Annotated in this window: 12 protein-coding genes and 1 pseudogene; 5 read left to right on the top strand and 8 right to left on the bottom strand. The window is 63.6% G+C overall.

Translation table 11 applies throughout. The features are described 5' to 3' along the window. Position 1 precedes the first annotated feature (1 nt). The 4 genes from L6444_RS21835 to L6444_RS21820 all read right to left on the bottom strand — a co-directional run bounded on the left by L6444_RS21835 (position 2) and on the right by L6444_RS21820 (position 4,067). The gene (locus L6444_RS21835; protein ID WP_236977208.1) at positions 2-895 is read right to left on the bottom strand and encodes a DUF1295 domain-containing protein; all 894 of its coding nucleotides are present in this window, start codon (positions 893-895) and stop codon (positions 2-4) included. A 178-nt stretch (positions 896-1,073) separates the two neighbouring features. After that, positions 1,074-2,141: an NAD(P)H-dependent amine dehydrogenase family protein gene (locus L6444_RS21830; RefSeq protein WP_236977207.1), complete on the bottom strand. Its 1,068-nt coding sequence runs from the start codon at positions 2,139-2,141 to the stop codon at positions 1,074-1,076. A 98-nt stretch (positions 2,142-2,239) separates the two neighbouring features. After that, a complete protein-coding gene (locus L6444_RS21825; RefSeq protein WP_236977206.1) occupies positions 2,240-3,331 on the bottom strand; it encodes a hypothetical protein in 1,092 nt (363 codons plus the stop codon). Positions 3,332-3,455: 124 nt separating this feature from the next. After that, complete coding sequence (locus L6444_RS21820; protein ID WP_236977205.1) at positions 3,456-4,067, bottom strand: TetR/AcrR family transcriptional regulator; 612 nt, start codon at positions 4,065-4,067, stop codon at positions 3,456-3,458. Positions 4,068-4,443: 376 nt separating this feature from the next. Here L6444_RS21820 and L6444_RS21815 point away from each other — a divergent pair, with 376 nt between their 5' ends. The 4 genes and pseudogenes from L6444_RS21815 to L6444_RS21800 all read left to right on the top strand — a co-directional run bounded on the left by L6444_RS21815 (position 4,444) and on the right by L6444_RS21800 (position 9,728). Next, the gene (locus L6444_RS21815) at positions 4,444-5,616 is read left to right on the top strand and encodes an aminoglycoside phosphotransferase family protein (protein ID WP_236977204.1); all 1,173 of its coding nucleotides are present in this window, start codon (positions 4,444-4,446) and stop codon (positions 5,614-5,616) included. A 203-nt stretch (positions 5,617-5,819) separates the two neighbouring features. Continuing rightward, on the top strand, positions 5,820-6,254 hold the full coding sequence (locus L6444_RS21810) for an MmpS family transport accessory protein (protein WP_236977203.1): 435 nt from the start codon (positions 5,820-5,822) through the stop codon (positions 6,252-6,254). Beyond that, a pseudogene (locus tag L6444_RS21805) lies at positions 6,251-9,117 on the top strand (MMPL/RND family transporter). Before L6444_RS21810 ends, L6444_RS21805 begins: the two are co-directional and overlap by 4 nt. Positions 9,118-9,122: 5 nt before the next feature. Further along, complete coding sequence (locus L6444_RS21800) at positions 9,123-9,728, top strand: TetR/AcrR family transcriptional regulator (protein WP_236977202.1); 606 nt, start codon at positions 9,123-9,125, stop codon at positions 9,726-9,728. An 18-nt stretch (positions 9,729-9,746) separates the two neighbouring features. Here L6444_RS21800 and L6444_RS21795 read toward each other — a convergent pair whose 3' ends face one another. The 3 genes from L6444_RS21795 to L6444_RS21785 are packed head-to-tail and all read right to left on the bottom strand — an operon-like array spanning position 9,747 to position 12,852. Beyond that, complete coding sequence (locus L6444_RS21795) at positions 9,747-10,805, bottom strand: ecdysteroid 22-kinase family protein (RefSeq protein WP_236977201.1); 1,059 nt, start codon at positions 10,803-10,805, stop codon at positions 9,747-9,749. Then, a complete protein-coding gene (locus tag L6444_RS21790; RefSeq protein WP_236977199.1) occupies positions 10,805-11,791 on the bottom strand; it encodes a DUF7065 domain-containing protein in 987 nt (328 codons plus the stop codon). The genes L6444_RS21795 and L6444_RS21790 overlap by 1 nt, the downstream gene beginning before the upstream one ends. A 14-nt stretch (positions 11,792-11,805) precedes the next feature. Then, entirely contained in the window at positions 11,806-12,852 is a 1,047-nt protein-coding gene (locus L6444_RS21785; RefSeq protein ID WP_236977197.1) for an LLM class flavin-dependent oxidoreductase, read from the bottom strand. Between the two features lie 176 nt (positions 12,853-13,028). Here L6444_RS21785 and L6444_RS21780 point away from each other — a divergent pair, with 176 nt between their 5' ends. Beyond that, positions 13,029-13,532 carry a TetR/AcrR family transcriptional regulator gene (locus tag L6444_RS21780; RefSeq protein WP_236977195.1) on the top strand — a complete coding sequence of 168 codons (504 nt, stop codon included), beginning with the start codon at positions 13,029-13,031 and terminating at the stop codon, positions 13,530-13,532. Positions 13,533-13,689: 157 nt separating this feature from the next. Here L6444_RS21780 and L6444_RS21775 read toward each other — a convergent pair whose 3' ends face one another. Continuing rightward, positions 13,690-15,033 carry a protoporphyrinogen/coproporphyrinogen oxidase gene (locus L6444_RS21775; protein ID WP_236977193.1) on the bottom strand — a complete coding sequence of 448 codons (1,344 nt, stop codon included), beginning with the start codon at positions 15,031-15,033 and terminating at the stop codon, positions 13,690-13,692. Positions 15,034-15,148: the final 115 nt, after the last annotated feature.

Below are 15,148 nucleotides of genomic sequence, written 5' to 3'. Positions count from 1 at the left end.
CTCAACGTGCGTTTGCCGTCGCGCGCTGCTCGGCCAGCCGGGCCTGGTTGCGCGCGATGGCGTCGGCGGACAGGGGCAGCGGCAGGAATCGGCGGGTGCGGGCCATCAGCTCTTGATACTCGGGCCGCACGCCCATGTAGTTGTCCTGGAACGCCGAACCCAGCACTGACGTCAGCATGATGGTGTTGATGACCGGGCCGACGACGGTCCACCAGTAAGTGGGGTTGCCGGCGACAGCCACCAGCCACATGCCCCACCACACCGTGGTGGTACCGAAGTAGTTCGGGTGGCGGCTGTACTTCCAGACGCCGGTGTTCAGGTAGCGAGGACGTTGTTCCAGTGCCAGGAATGACTGCAGCTGCGCGTCGGCCACCGTCTCGAAGTACAGGCCCACCATGAACACCAACAGGCCGATGAATGCCACGGGTCCGATGCCGCCGTTGGGCGCTCGGTTCGCCAAAATGCCCACCACGGCGGGCATTCCGATCAGCACGATGATCACCGCCTGGGGCTCCATCACCCGGAAGAAGCTCTTCCACCAGTAGCCGGGCGTCATCTCCTTGACGAAGTTCAGGTAGCGCGGGTCGCCGCCGTGGACGGGTACGTATCGACGCCAGCGCGCGGCCAGGTACCAGCCCAGTCGGCCGCCGTGCAGCATCACCATGAACAGCAGCAGCGCCGCGGTGACCGATTGGGCCCCGACGATCAGGTACGCGAGCAACGCCGGCACCGCGAAGGCGAAGCCGTACCAGCCGTCCATCATCGAGTGATTGCCCTGCAGCAGGCCTACCAGCCACAGGATGGTCACCACCGAGAAGGTGAAGATGGTGCAGAACAGGAAGACGCTGAGATTGCTGGACGGATTCACGCCCAAGCTGCTGACCAAACTATTCACCCGCACACTCTAACAAATCGGAAACGATCGGTCACGTAGATTTCGAAGCATATGTAAGTCATTTCAGGCATTGATACGGCACAGAGTTTACGATCGTTAACTACTCTGCCGGTCGCTGCTCGACCAGCAGGTGAATCCTGCTGGTCGACGGCAATCTCCGGCCCCGAGGTCGGCGACGCTACGCCATCTGGCCCGGAACGAAGGGGAGGTCGGAGAAGGACTCGATGATGCCGGCCGGCGCGGCGTGGACGGCCGCCAGCACATTGACGGCACGGTTGGAAGTGGTGACCATTGCGTCGGTGAGAGGATCGGTGCCTTCGAAGGCGATGTCGACGGTGATGCCGGGCTGCCCGACGATGGTGAACCGGTAACCGCCCCGCTGCGGGGGCTGGGGCCAGTGCGGGGCGATGGCGGGATCGAGTCGCTCATAGTGCTCCACGCACAGCCGGCGGTTTCCGTCGATGAGGCCCTCGAGTCCCCAGTGCAACGCCGCGATACAGCCCGCCGGAACATCCAGACCGCTGGTGGTGACGAACGCCGTGTCGGTGACCGCAGTTTCGCGGAAATGCCGGATCTCGTCGAAAGTGATATCGAACGCCTCGGCGAGGTAGTGCAGGATCGACTCCCAGTAGAAGTTCAGGAAGTCCGGTGAGAACCCCTGCGCATCGGCATCCGGATGCTCGCCGAAACCCAGCGCTTTGAGCATCGCGGGGTCGTAACTGGAGATTTCCAACATCTCGGCCATCGTGACCGACTCGATCCGGTGCGACAGGTTCGTCAGCGAGAAGATCAGTGAGTCGCACAGGAAACCGGGGAAGATACCGGTGAAGTGCAGCGAAGAATTGCCGCTCGCGCATGCTTGCCGCAGGCGCGAGACGATTGCCGGGTCGGCGGTGGGGATGTGGAACAGCTGGGTTGGGGTGATGGTAACCAGGTCCTTGCCTGATTCCAGGATCGCGCACAGGTCGTCGACGACCTCCTCGAGTCGGCCGACGTCGGTGGCGCTGTAGGAAACTACGTCTCCCGGCCCCTCCAGCAGAGCGCGGGCGTCGCGGGTCGCCGCGATTCCTACCGGAGCCAGCCCACACAGTTCTCCGGCGTCCTTGCCGTCCTTGTCGGGGGAACTCACGTAGAGCCCGACGAGATCGGTGTCGGGGCGCTCGATGATCGCGCGCAATGCCGGTACCCCGGCCCGGCCGGTCGCCCACTGGATGACCTGCACGGGTTTTGCTGTGGCAGTGCGCATTTGCGCTCCTTAACTCAGTCGTGCGGGTCGGATCGTCGATGTGACTCGGCCACCTCCCCAGTCGGCAGTGTGACAGCCTGCCGCCGCACCGAAACCGCTCATCTCGCAGAGACCCGGGCCGTCCTTGGCTGGACGTAACGCATTTCGGGCGCCTCGGGCTCCTTGATGCCGGGGGCGGCGGCGAGCGCTACCGGGATCGCTCTCACCAACGGTCCGGCGGTGATCCAATAACCCGGCGGGATGGAGTTCGGATCGTCGGCGTAGCGATTGGTGCCGTCGCGGACCGATGCCAGCGACTCTATGACAACTCTCACCGACGGACGGCCTTCCAGTTCGACGATCCAGCACTCGTCGACAGGTGCCTCCACCGGCCGGTTGACGCCGACGTGATATTTGATGTCCTGCGTCGCGAAGACCCGGCCACCGATCCAGCCTTCGATTCGCGTGATCGACAGGCCCACCGTGCCCGGTTCGATGGTGATCAGTGGATGCTGGATCCGTTGATCGGTGGGTTCGCTGATCGACCGTACGGTGACCTCATCGAGGTGCACCCCCATTTGTTCGCAACCCCAATTCATCGACGGCGCAATGTAATTGCGAACAAAGTTCTGGAAGACGGTGTCGTTGCGCACCTGTTCGACCGGCAGTCCGAAGCCGAACAGCGGCATCATCTGCGCACCCAATGTGTCGCCGCGAAAAATCTCGGTGATGTGGATGCCGTCCAGTTCCCCGCACAGGCCCGATGCGGTCAAGACCTGGCGTTCCCACACGTAATCCGGATCGATGCCCGACACCATGAAGGTGGCGCCGCCCCGGTCGGCCGCGTCACCGAAGCGCCGCCGGACCTCCTCGCTGCGGAAGCCCAGGTTCGCGTAGGGCAACGCGGTGATGGTGTTGATGCCGGCCTCGAGTAACCGAACCAGATCGTCGTCGGCAGCGAAGGAGCCCAGATCACGAGCCAGATAGACCGCGACATCGGGGGCCGCGTCGATGAACTCCTGCGGGTCCAGCGTGAGCCCGACGCCCAGCGGGCCCGCACCCGCCAATTCGCCTACGTCGCGGCCGTCTTTTCCCGAGTCGTAGCCCAGGCCCGCGACCAGCTCCAGGGCATGATTCCGTGCGACGAGCTGCACCACCGCGCTGCCCGTCATTCCGACGCCCCACACTCCGACGCGCGTAATCGATTCCATCGAAGCCTCGTTCGCGATCGCGGTTGCACCAGGTCAAACCCGTCTAGAGCACTATGCCGACAATCTGTCAAAATTTTGACACTGTGTCAAGCCTGTAGCCGGTCAGCGGCTGTGCGGCGTCAGCTCAGGTCCGAGTGGCCGGCGGCGGCAGTGCGGTCCGATCGAGGAATTCGGCGGAGATTTCCGCCGCCATCTGCTGGAGGTCCACCGCTTGCGGATTGACCAGCCAGAGCATGTCGAGGCCCATCAGCTGCATGATCAGCCAATGTGCGATCCGTTCGACCTCGAGATCGGGTCGGACCTCGCCACGGCGCTGGCCCTGGCGCAGGAAGCGGCGGATCGTGTCGGCGACCATTTCGATCTCGGCCCGAACCATCTCGGCTTCCCGTTCCCCTGCCTGATCGGTGAGCAAGAGGTAGAAGAAACGCAAATCCATCGGTCCTGAACGCGCTACCTCCTGATAGCGCAAGCTGACCATATGCTCGGCCAACTCGGAGAGCGTCGCTCCGTCCGGGACGGTCGACCAGTTCTGTCGATAGCGCCGCAGGGTGGCCGAGAGAGTCTCTCGCAGCAACTCGTCTTTCGAGGAGAAGTAGTAGTAGAGGTTGGCGCGCGTCATTCCTGCCGCAGCCGCCACCTGGCCAATCGAGGTTGCCCGCACGCCACGCTCGGTGAACAACCGCTGAGCCGTTGCCAAGATTTCTTCTCGAGTGAAATCTCGTCGAGCTTCGGTCATCGACCTGGCCATCGGTTCCCTTTCCCGTCCGGCATGAGGCTACCGTCGCGCGGGCCTGGTTACTCTCCGGGCACCGCGGCGATGGATCCCTGCAGCGGGCGCAGGAGGTGCTTGTTCGGTGCCGTCCGCGGGCAAGGCAACGGAGCGATTGCAGTCCTCGCCGTGCGGCAGCCGGGTGCGCAGGAAACGACCGTTCTGCTGCCTGAAGTGCGTTCGACCGCGTCGCGCACGGTGGCTTATTGCTTCCCAAGGACTATCAATGTCAAATGGACGGTGGTATGGACGAGGTGTAACGACCGTTCACCCCGGGAAGGGTTGCGACGGCAGCGTCGCGGTCCCGCCGCTGAGGCCTGACGGGTGATTCGAAGGAGTTGGCATGAACCCCAAGCTCAAACTCGCCGGACGCGCCGTCGTCGTCGGCGCCATCAGCGTCTCCGAACGGTTTCGTGCGCCCACAGTGATCCATCGCGATCAGGTGCCGATCTCGGGTGCCCACGTCACCGCCGAGTGGTTGACGTCGGTGCTGTGCCGGGACACCCCGGGTGCCGAGGTGGTGGCTGTCGACTTTCCAGGTGGCAGCAGTGGAACCTCGGAACGTGTCGCCATTCGCGTTACCTACAACGACGCCGGTATGGCCGCAGGTCTGCCCTGCCACGTATTCACCAAGGCCACCAAGTCATTTCAGCAGCGCCTCATGTTGGGGGGTGCCGGAGTACTGCACGGCGAGACCCGCTTCTACACGGGTCTGCGGGACAAATCGACGCTGGAAGCGCCGCGGGGGTATTGGGGCAAGGTGGATCCGGTCTCGTGGCGCTCCATCGCCGTGATGGAGGACATCGCCGTCACCAAGGGTGCCAAGTTCTGGGAACCCACCACTGCCTTCAGCCGTGAGCAGATCACCGATCTCGTCGGGCAGCTGGCCCGGCTACATGCCCCACTGTGGGGCGATCCAGGCATTGTCGACCTGAACACGCCCGCCGACTACATCGCCAACACCAGCAAGTTCCTCGACATTCGTAAGCGCTGTGAAGTGGGGATGCGGCGGGCACGGCAGGTAATTCCGCCCGCGCTCCTAGGTCAGCATGACCGGCTGTTCGACGCGACCGTGCGCTCGATGGACATCGCTGCCCACCAGATGCCGCGCACCCTGTTGCATGGTGACTGTCACGCCGGACAGACCTACGTGACCGACACCGGGAAGATGGGTATCGGCGACTGGCAGGTGATCCAGCAGGGCGGCTGGGCCTTCGACTTCGCCTACCTGGTGAACTCCGGCTGCGAGCCGGACGACCGCAGGAAATGGCAGGATTCGCTGGTTCGTGAATACATCACGACGCTGCGAAACCTGGGCGGTCCGGTGATCGGCTTCGACGATGCCATGCTCGCCTACCGCCAGCAGTCGTTCTGGCCGTACGCGGCGTGGGCGTTCACCATCGGCCGAGCGCCCTACCAGCCCAAGATGCAGCCGGTGGACTTCTGCCTGGCGATCGTGCGGAGGACCGCGGCGGCCATCGACGATCTCGATTCTTTTGCCGCCGTAGGTGTTTGACCGGTGAACCGGGCCGGCTCGAGGACTTGGGGTGGCAGCCTGGGTCGTCGAAGTGGCTGGCGATGCGGTACAGTCCCATTCGATCGGCAATGGAACTCAAGTTCCGTCATGAATGCGAGGCGACTTTCTGCGCTCTGACGTGCCGACGGCTCATTGGTGGTGCGTGGCGTGTGGTGGCGACCGGTAGGTGAGGAGACGGTGGGGTGTATCGACTGTTCCGGAAGGCGTGGATACCGCTGCTTCTTGTCGTCGTCGTCGTGCTAGGCACCTACGTTGTCATCCGTGTTCGCAACACTTTCGGTGCCAACAGCGCCGTCGCGAGAGGCGAGGTGAACGCCGACACGAAGCCGTTCAATCCCAAACACATCACCTACGAGATCACGGCCCCGGCGGGCGGCACTGCCAACGCCAACTATCTCGACGAGAACGGGCAACCCCATCTGGTCGAGAACGCCCCGCTGCCGTGGTCCTACACGATCGTGACGACACTGCCTTCGATGTCAGCCAATATCGTCGCGCAGGGCGACCCCGGCATGCGGACCCTCCGATGCCGGGTGATCGTAGACGGCCAAGTTCGTGACGATCGCAGCAGCGACGGATTCGAACCCTTCATCTACTGCTTGGTGAAATCGGTATGAGCAACGACCTCGCACACGCACACCGATCCCGCGTCGCCCACCTGATCCGTGTCCTTGCGGTGCCGATCATCCTCTTCTGGCTCCTCATCGCGGTCGGCACCACGTTGTTCACCCCGTCGCTGGGCGAGGTGGCGGGGAAGCACTCCGTGCCCATGACGCCGACGGAAGCGCCGGCGTTCAAGGACATGATGAACATCGGCCACAAGTTCCAAGAGTTCGACACCGACTCCACCGCGATGGTCGTCCTGGAAGGCGACGACAAGCTCGGTGACAGTGCGCACGAGTTCTACAACAAGATCGTCGCGAAACTCAAGGCCAGCAAGCACGTACAGAACGTCCAGGATTTCTGGAGCGATCCGCTGACCGCCGCGGGTTCCCAGAGTCCGGACGGCAAGGCCGCCTACGTGCAGGTCTTCCTCGACGGCGCCCAGGGCACCAGCCCCAGTCACGAGTCGGTCGCCGCGGTCCGCAAGATCGTCAAGAGCGTGCCCCCGCCGCCGGGCGTGCGAGCGTACGTGGCCGGCAACACCGTGCTCAACACCGACACCCTCATCGCCGCGCACAACAGCATGGACCTGATGACGACGGTCACGATCGGCGTGATCTTCGTGATGCTGCTCGCGATTTACCGCTCGCTGAAGAACGCGTTCCTGGCTTTGGTACTCGTCCGCTTCGAGCTCTATGCTGCCGAAGGGGTGGTGGCTACCGCGGGTAATCTCAACATCATCGGCCTCACCCCGCACGCCGTCAGCATGGTCACGATGCTGACCATCGCCACCGGCACCGACTATTTCATTTTCCTGCTGGGCCGATATCACGAAGCCCGATCCCGCGGCCAGGATCGGGAAGAGGCCTACTACACCGCCTACAGCGGCGTGATGCACATCATCCTGGGTTCGGGTCTGACGATCGTGGGCGCCTGCCTGTGCCTGACCGCCACCCGGCTTCCGTATTTCCAGACCATGGGGGTGCCTTGCGCCATCGCGCTCGTGACCACCATGCTGGCCGGCCTCTCGCTGGCTCCGGCGGTACTCGCGGTCGCGTCCAGGTTCGGTTTCTTCGATCCGAAACGTGAAGTCTCGGAACGGGGTTGGCGCCGGATCGGCACCATGGTGACGCGCTGGCCCAAACCCATCATCGTCGTGACTTCCTTCATCGCGGTGATCGGTTTCGTCAGTCTGACGACCTACGTCCCGAGCTACAACGACAAGAAGTTCACCCCGCCGGACATCGCGGCAAACGTCGCGCAGACAGCCGCCGAACGGCACTTCACGCCGGCCCGGATGAATCCGGAATTGCTGATGGTCGAAGCCGACCACGACCTGCGCAACCCGGCGGACATGTTGATCATCGACAGGGTCGCCAAGGCCGTCTTCCATGAACGCGGCATCGGGCGGGTGCAGACCATCACCCGGCCGCTCGGGGCGCCGATCGAGCACAGTTCGATCCCGTTCCAGATCGCGATGCAGAATTCGGCGACGCTGCAGACGGCTAAGTTCAACAACGACAACACAGCTCAGATGTTGAAACAGGCCGACGAGTTGAGCAACACCATCGCGATCATGGAGCACATGTACGGGGTTATGAAAGACCTCACCGCGACGACGCACAGCATGGTCGGTCGATCCCATGCCATGGTCGAGACCACGAACGAACTCCGCGACCACATCGCCGACTTCGAGGACGCCTGGCGACCGATTCGCAGCTACTTCTATTGGGAGAAGCACTGTTTCGACATTCCGCTCTGCTGGTCGCTGCGATCGATCTTCGACTCGCTGGACGGCATCGACCAGCTTTCCGAGCAACTGACCGACCTCAACGGCGATCTCGATAAGATCGACCAGTTGATGCCCAAACTGCTGGCCGATTTCCCGGCGACCATCGACTCGATGAAGACCATGCGTGATTTCCTGATGTCGACCCACAGCACGATGGCGGGGATCCAAGCCCATATGCAGGAGGGCGCGGCAGGGGTCGACGTTGATGGGTCAATATTTCGACGAAGCCAAGAACGACGATTCCTTCTATCTGCCGCCGGAAGTCTTCAAAAAACCCCGACTTCCAACGGGGCTTGAAGATGTTCGTCTCGCCAGACGGAAAAGCCGTGCGGTTCATCATCACCCACCAAGGCGACCCGGCCTCGGTGGAAGGCATCCAACATGTCAAGGGCATCAAGGAGGCGGTGGCCGACGCCCTCAAAGGCACCCCGCTGGAATCGTCGAAAGTCTCGCTGGCCGGTACCGCGTCGATGTACAGCGACATGCAGGATGGGGTCGTCATCGACCTCACCATCGCCGGCATCGCCACGCTGATATTGATTTTCTCGATCATGCTGCTGATCACCCGTAGTCTGGTCGCGTCCCTGGTGATCGTCGGTACGGTGCTGGCTTCGCTAGGCACCGCCTGCGGTCTCTCCGTGCTGCTCTGGCAGGACATCCTCGGGCTGGGATTGCAGTGGATTGTGCTTCCGCTGACGGTGATCATCCTGCTGGCCGTGGGGTCCGACTACAACCTGCTACTCGTTTCGCGTTTGAAGGAGGAAATCCCGGCCGGGTTGAACACCGGCATCATCCGCGGCATGGGTGCCTCCGGTCGGGTCGTCACCGCGGCCGGTCTCATCTTCGCGGCGACGATGGCGTCGATGATCGTCAGTGACCTGCGGGTGATCGGGCAGTTCGGCACCGCGATCGGAATGGGCCTGCTCGTCGACACGTTCATCGTGCGGGCATTCATGACGCCGGCGATCGCGGCCGCACTCGGCAACTGGTTCTGGTGGCCACTCAACACCTTCCGCACCAAGAAGGTCGACGAGCCCGAGGAGGATGTGAACACCGCCCCGGTCGCGCAACCAGTGAAGGTATAACACTCATGGCCGAGATGGAATCTAAGCTCCGCCAACGCACGGTTGGCAGGCTGGACCGTTCCCGTGATCCCGCGATACTCAACGCCGCCTTGGCCGCGCTGACCGAGAATGGTTACGACGCAACGAATATGGACGACATCGCCGCGCGCGCCGGGGTGGGTAAAGCCGCGATCTACCGCCGGTGGTCGTCGAAAGCGGCCTTGCTCACCGACGTCCTGCTCTACTGGCGGCCCGATCTGCGCACCGACGACGTTCCGGACACCGGCAGTCTGGCCGGCGACCTCGACGCGCTCGTCGAGCGAGTGGCACGCAACGACAACGCATTGATCACCAACGACGTCGTGCTTCGCGTTGCGCTGGAGTCCACCCGCGATCCCCAGCTCGCCGAGGCTCTCGGCGACCTGATTCTGCTCAAGGGCACACCGATAATCTCGACTATTCTCGCCCGCGCCGCCGCCCGCGGTGAAATAGCCGCCGACCGCGACTGGTCCCTGGTCGCCGATGTTTTGACCGCGATGAGTCTGCTGCGGGCACTCAACGGGCAGACCGTCGACGCGGATTTCATCCGGAAGGTCATCGAAACTCTGGTGCTACCAGCGGTTTCCACCTAGACACCTGAACGGGCGCGTTCACATCAGACCGGCGAGTTGCGCGGCTTCCAAGTCCAGTGCCATGTCTGCGTATCGGCGGGTCTGGTCCGCGATCACCCGGTCGACCCGCTCCGAAGGCGCGACCTGGCTGGACAGCCCGCAGAACAGGTAGACGGCATACATCGCACCTTCGCGGTAGGCCCGGAAGCAGTCGTCGAAGTCGTAGCCGGCGATACCGGCGGAGGTGAGGCGGCCGTGAAACTCTGCCAGCAGAGCCCGCTCGGCAGCGCGCCGAGTCGCCGTCGAGAGTGAGGAGCCCAGGAAGTATGCAAGGTCCATGCCGGGTGGGCCCAGACGCACCGTTTGAAAGTCCAGCAGGGTCGCCCGCGGAACCGGGTCGAGACTGAAAAGCACGTTGTCCGTGCGCAGATCACCGTGCTGAACGACCGACGGGCCGGCCCACGATCTGATCCATTTTCCGGCTTGCGGAATCACCGTCTCGAACAGCGAGACTTGAGCGGGCTCTAGGGCGTGGCCGAAGCGAGCGAGCCACGGCTCGAGTCCGGCGGGCATCGAATCGAAAAGCTGAACCGTCCGTTGATGATCCGCGAGCCAGGGCATTGCCGCGGTAGTCGACGAGTCCCACGACGCACCTTGCAGATGAGCGAGTTCAGTCAAGACCGCATTGCACTCGTCCTCGGTGCTCTCCACGAGCACATCGCCCGGGCGAGTTCTTGCGCTGAGGTCTTCGAGAACCAGGGTGAACGCTCCCGTTGCCTCATCGAGTTCGGCGAGATGGCAAGCAGGAGTGCTCAAGTCGGCCAGCCTGGGCAGCAGGTCACGGTAGAAACGGACTTCGAGCTCGTACATCCGCATCGCCTGGGCAAGCGCGCGCGTGCCCGGATCCGAAGTCGGGAACTTCACGATCACCGAATCGGGCCCACCGTCGCCCGCGGCCCAGGCCAGCGTCGCACGCACCATGTGGCACATGGCGCCGCCACCTACCTGCTCGAGCTGGACGTCAGTCACCGTCGAGCCGGCACTTCCGAGTGCACTCGTGAACCAGTCGGGGGTGAGCTCGTCGGGACTGGACACCATTATCGCGAGCCCAACGCCTGGCGCTGATGGGCACGGATGACGTCGATGTCGAACCAGTCCTGGTTCTCGCCCCAACCCGACTCGCCGTCGACGTCCCAGCTGGCGAGGCACCACTGCATGTGCCAGATGCTGTGCCACTTCAGGCAGTTCTGAACTTCTGACTCGGCGTGCATCTCTCTGCCGAGCTCGTCGATCAGATGGAGCGCGACCTTTCGCGGCCGGCCGTCCACCTCGCGGTCCAGGACCTCGCGGGTGCCGTCGACGACATGCGCGGTGATGCCGTCCTTGGTCAGGTGGCCGTAGCTGACCTGGTCGATCGATCGGGCGCTGACCGGCGCCCTGGGGTCGGGCCGTGCCGACGTGACCGCGAAGGAGGTGCGCTCGGAGGCCCAGGCGAAGTCGAATCCACCACCGGGAAGGTTGTGGGCCGGGCCGGGCCGCAGACCCCGGGAGTGGTCGCGAAAGTGGTGGCAGTCAACCGGAATCGTCTCACCGTGCAGGGTTATGGTGCCTGTCACGGTGCCGAGTTGTTCATAGTGGACGCCGCCGTAGATGTCGAAGCCGTGCTCGCCGGAGTAGTGCAGGTTGGGTGGCTGATAGGCACCGGTCCAGAGCAGGTCGAGGGCATAGGTGTCGCTGGTGTAGCCGAGTCGATACTGCTTGAGGGGCTCAATGGTCTTGCAGCGCATGCCATTACCGAGTTCGAAGTCGAACATGTCGGTGTCGGGGGCCATCGGGTTGAAGTGAAACCATTCCGAATAGAGGCAGTTGTGCGTTTCCATGCCCTTGTCGTCCCACAGCGCAACGCCTGCCGATGTCAGGTTCATGTTCGGCCGGTGCCACACGTAGAAGTAGCCGTCGATCTTGCGCTCGGGAATCATGAATCCGAACAAGCCGGATTCGTTCCAGAACGGATCGTCGGGTCGCTCGTGGTAGCGAAACGAGTCGTCTTCTGGGGTGATCTCGCGTTCCATGTCGGTTGTCATCGCGGTCCTTCGCGTCATAGTTGCTCAAGCAGGGTCCGCAGCCGCGGGAGCTGTTCGCCGATCACCCGCGCTGCCTCTTGGGGTGCGTAGGTGGTTCCGGTGACGTCGCCGAGCAGCAGATGGGTCGCGCCGGAATCGGCGTAGGGAGCGATGCGCTCGGCGATTTCGTCGGCGTTGCCCAACCAGGCGAGTTCCTCGACGAGCTCCACGGGAATCGTGTCGGCGATCTCGACGAGACGTTCGGCCTCGATCGTGTGCGGAATGATGTCGGCCTGACCGCGACAGTTCGGTCCACCTGGATGCTCCAGGCCGTACGTGCGCCAGGTCGCGGCGGGTAAGTAGTAGGCGATCAAGCGCGCGACTGGTAGCCGTTCCAGCGTCTGCAAGACCTGCTCGCGAGAGTCTCCGAGAATGGTCGCGGGCACCAGTGAGGCCACCGGTGTTGGTCTGCCGGCGTTCGCGGCGGCAGCTTTGATGACCTCGAATTGCTCGCGGTAGCGGTCCACGCTGCTGGGCAGCGGCAGCCACCCGTCGGCGTACCTACCGGTCAGCCGTAGCATCCGCGGGTGCTGGGCCGCCACCCAGACCTGGGGAATGCCTTTGTCGCCGCCCCGCGGAAGTCCGGTGCGGCCAACGCCTTCGGGCATTCGGCCGTGGTCGAGCATCGAGCGGATTTCGCGCAAGGCTCGTTCGACATTGCCGACGGGGGAGTCGTAGTCGTAGCCGAAAGGGATGATGGACTCCGCCTCCCCGGAGCCCACGCCCAGGACGAAACCGCCCCGGCAGGCGTCGTGCAGAGTGAGGGCGGCGCGGGTCAGATCACCGCCCCGGCGTCGGGTGGCATCGGTGACGCAGAGGCCCAGCGGCAGGTCGGTGGTGGGGCCCAGCGCGGCAGCGACGCAAAAGGGGTCGAGCAGCGCATCGGGATCTGAAAGTGCTTGGGACGCCGGGAACAACGGCCATATTGCCGGATGGGTGAGGCCCATCATGTGGTCGAGCACCCAGACGTCATCGACTCCCACCTGCTCCGCGGCTCGCAGAGCGGCGCGATTGACGTCCATAGATTGCATCGTGGGCAACAGCAGGCCAAGCCTCACGGATTCCCCTGTTCGACGCCGAACTCGATGACCAAATATTTACACCGTAAAGGTTTTGCCTGTCAACTGCATGATCTACCTTTGCGGTAATGACCACCGGTAATCGGCCCGGGCGCCGCGCACTTCTCGACGTCGACCATGTGATCGACGTGGCTTTGGCGATCCTGGACGCCGACGGTCTGGAGGCCGTCAGCTTGCGGCGCCTCAGTGCCGAACTCGGCGTCAGCCATATGACGCTCTATGGCTACTTCGATTGCAAAGACGCACTATTGGAAGCGCTTGTCGCCCGTACCATCGCCGTTCCGGCGATCCGTGCAGCAACATCCGAGTCCTGGGACGAAGTGCTCTTCGAAGTGATCCAGGACCTGCATAGTGTATTGGTCGACCGCCCTGGGATCGCCGAAATCCTGGTTGCCCGCGAGCTTACCGGTGGCTGGATCGCCGACGCGCGGGAGCGCATCCTCGATATCCTCCGCGGCGGTGGCTTCGACGACCGCCAGGCAACCGATGGGATCAGCGTCATCTTCAACTACCTGCTGGGTGCGGTCATGATCGAAACGAGACGCGGACGGGGCGGTTCGCCGGCTGCCTTCGAGGTCGGTCTGCGGTATTTGATCACCGGTCTCAAGACCGACCCGCCGTGACTCCGGTGAAGCTGCCGGGTTTCGTCGACGCGAGCTTCCAATCCCCGTCCCAGGAAAGCCCTTTCGTTGCCGCTACCCGGTTGGTGGCGCAGTGGCGCAAAGGTTCGCGCACATCATGCTGCGGGAGGCGATGGGTCTGCGCCGGCTTGGACAGCAGTCACCGCAGAATTCCGGTGGCGAGTAGTCGTTCTGCCGCCCGTAGCCCTGTCGTCGTTGCGGCCTCGATGTTCTGCATGCTCTGCGAGTCGCCGGCGAGCTGGATGCGGGTGTCCTGTTCGCACAGGGCGCGGAACCTGCCGAGATCGCGGTAGAAGCCGATCGGACTGACTTCGAGATGCCACCGGCTGACGTCGACGAAATCGACCGCCCCAGCGATCCACGGCAAGAGTTTTTGAAGACCATCGAGGACCGACCGGCGGATCTCGTCGTCGTCGTCGTCCCAGTGATCGCGGCCCCAGGTATCCAGAATCGTCAGTGTCAGAAGGCCTTTGCCCGCGGGAACGCGTCCCTCGGCCTTATTGTGATCGACCATCACACCGGTGATGAACGGATGCTCGGATTCCGGTATCAGGACGTAGGTGGCAGCGAGCGGTGGACGGCGCGACAGACCGACGCTGATGATCATGAAGGGATTGTTGTGGACGCGCCGCAGGAATTGTCGCCGCCACTCGTCGAGCTGCGGGACCAGCTCCGCAGTGATCTTTCCGGGTGTCGCCACGACACAGGCCGCCGCCCGCTCGATCCGTTGTGCGCCCCCGCTGTCGGTCCAGTTCACGGTTACGCCGGCATCGCTGGCTTCGATGCTGTCCACGGTCGCGCCAAGATCCACCTTCTTGTCCTGCGCTATGCGATCCGCGTAGGAGTTCATACCGTCTTTGAAGGCCAGGAGCTTGGCACCGCCGAGCAGTGTGAGCAGCGCCAAAAAGTCTACGCGCGAGGACGTTCGGCCCGAGGTCGCCGCGATACCACGCATCAGCGCGCCGATCAGGTACTCCCGCAGCTCGCGACTCAGGTGTGCACGCGCCCACTCGTCCACGGACTCCACGTCGTACTCGCCGGTCGTCGGAATGCGTTCGTAGAGGGCCTTGCGTGACCGCACCAGCTCGGGGACAAGTTTGACCAGTTCTGCCTTGGCCCGTACCGACAGCAGTTTGGTCTTGACGATCGCGGAGACCAGGTGGTCTCCGTCGAGATCGTGCAGAACGCCATCGCGGACCACCGACAGTACGAATCTGCCCGGAACGACCTCGTCGCTCATGCCGAGCTGGTCGGCAATCGACAGCACGTTGCCGTACGTGCTGGTGATGAACAGAGCGCCGTTGTCGATGATGTAGCCGGCACGGTGGTTGGTTGACATCTTGCCGCCGACGCGATCCGCGGCTTCCAGGATCCGGACCGACACGCCCGCCTGCGCCAACCGGTGCGCCGCGGCGAGCCCCGAAGGACCCCCGCCGACGACGATGACGTCATCAGGATCGACCGGCCTCTCCGGGCCGGTCACCGCTGCACGCCTTTGAAGGCGTCGGTGAGCCGGATATTCGAGATCTGCGCTGCGCCGAGGTTCACGTCGGTCACCTCTCAATCCGAGTTTCGGCCTGATTCCATGGCGGTCGTCA

Origin of the sequence: Mycobacterium kiyosense (assembly GCA_021654635.1) — a bacterium.
Lineage (GTDB): Bacteria > Actinomycetota > Actinomycetes > Mycobacteriales > Mycobacteriaceae > Mycobacterium > Mycobacterium kiyosense.
This window is presented reverse-complemented; position numbering and strand designations above follow the sequence as displayed.

What these genes read in the sequence shown, in the direction of transcription:
- L6444_RS21830 (WP_236977207.1), bottom strand. Translation starts at nt 2,141, where the DNA reads ATGCGCACTGCCACAGCAAAACCCGTGCAGGTCATCCAGTGGGCGACC.
- L6444_RS21825 (WP_236977206.1), bottom strand. Translation starts at nt 3,331, where the DNA reads ATGGAATCGATTACGCGCGTCGGAGTGTGGGGCGTCGGAATGACGGGC.
- L6444_RS21820 (WP_236977205.1), bottom strand. Translation starts at nt 4,067, where the DNA reads ATGACCGAAGCTCGACGAGATTTCACTCGAGAAGAAATCTTGGCAACG.
- L6444_RS21815 (WP_236977204.1), top strand. Translation starts at nt 4,444, where the DNA reads ATGAACCCCAAGCTCAAACTCGCCGGACGCGCCGTCGTCGTCGGCGCC.
- L6444_RS21800 (WP_236977202.1), top strand. Translation starts at nt 9,123, where the DNA reads ATGGCCGAGATGGAATCTAAGCTCCGCCAACGCACGGTTGGCAGGCTG.
- L6444_RS21795 (WP_236977201.1), bottom strand. Translation starts at nt 10,805, where the DNA reads ATGGTGTCCAGTCCCGACGAGCTCACCCCCGACTGGTTCACGAGTGCA.
- L6444_RS21790 (WP_236977199.1), bottom strand. Translation starts at nt 11,791, where the DNA reads ATGACAACCGACATGGAACGCGAGATCACCCCAGAAGACGACTCGTTT.
- L6444_RS21785 (WP_236977197.1), bottom strand. Translation starts at nt 12,852, where the DNA reads ATGGACGTCAATCGCGCCGCTCTGCGAGCCGCGGAGCAGGTGGGAGTC.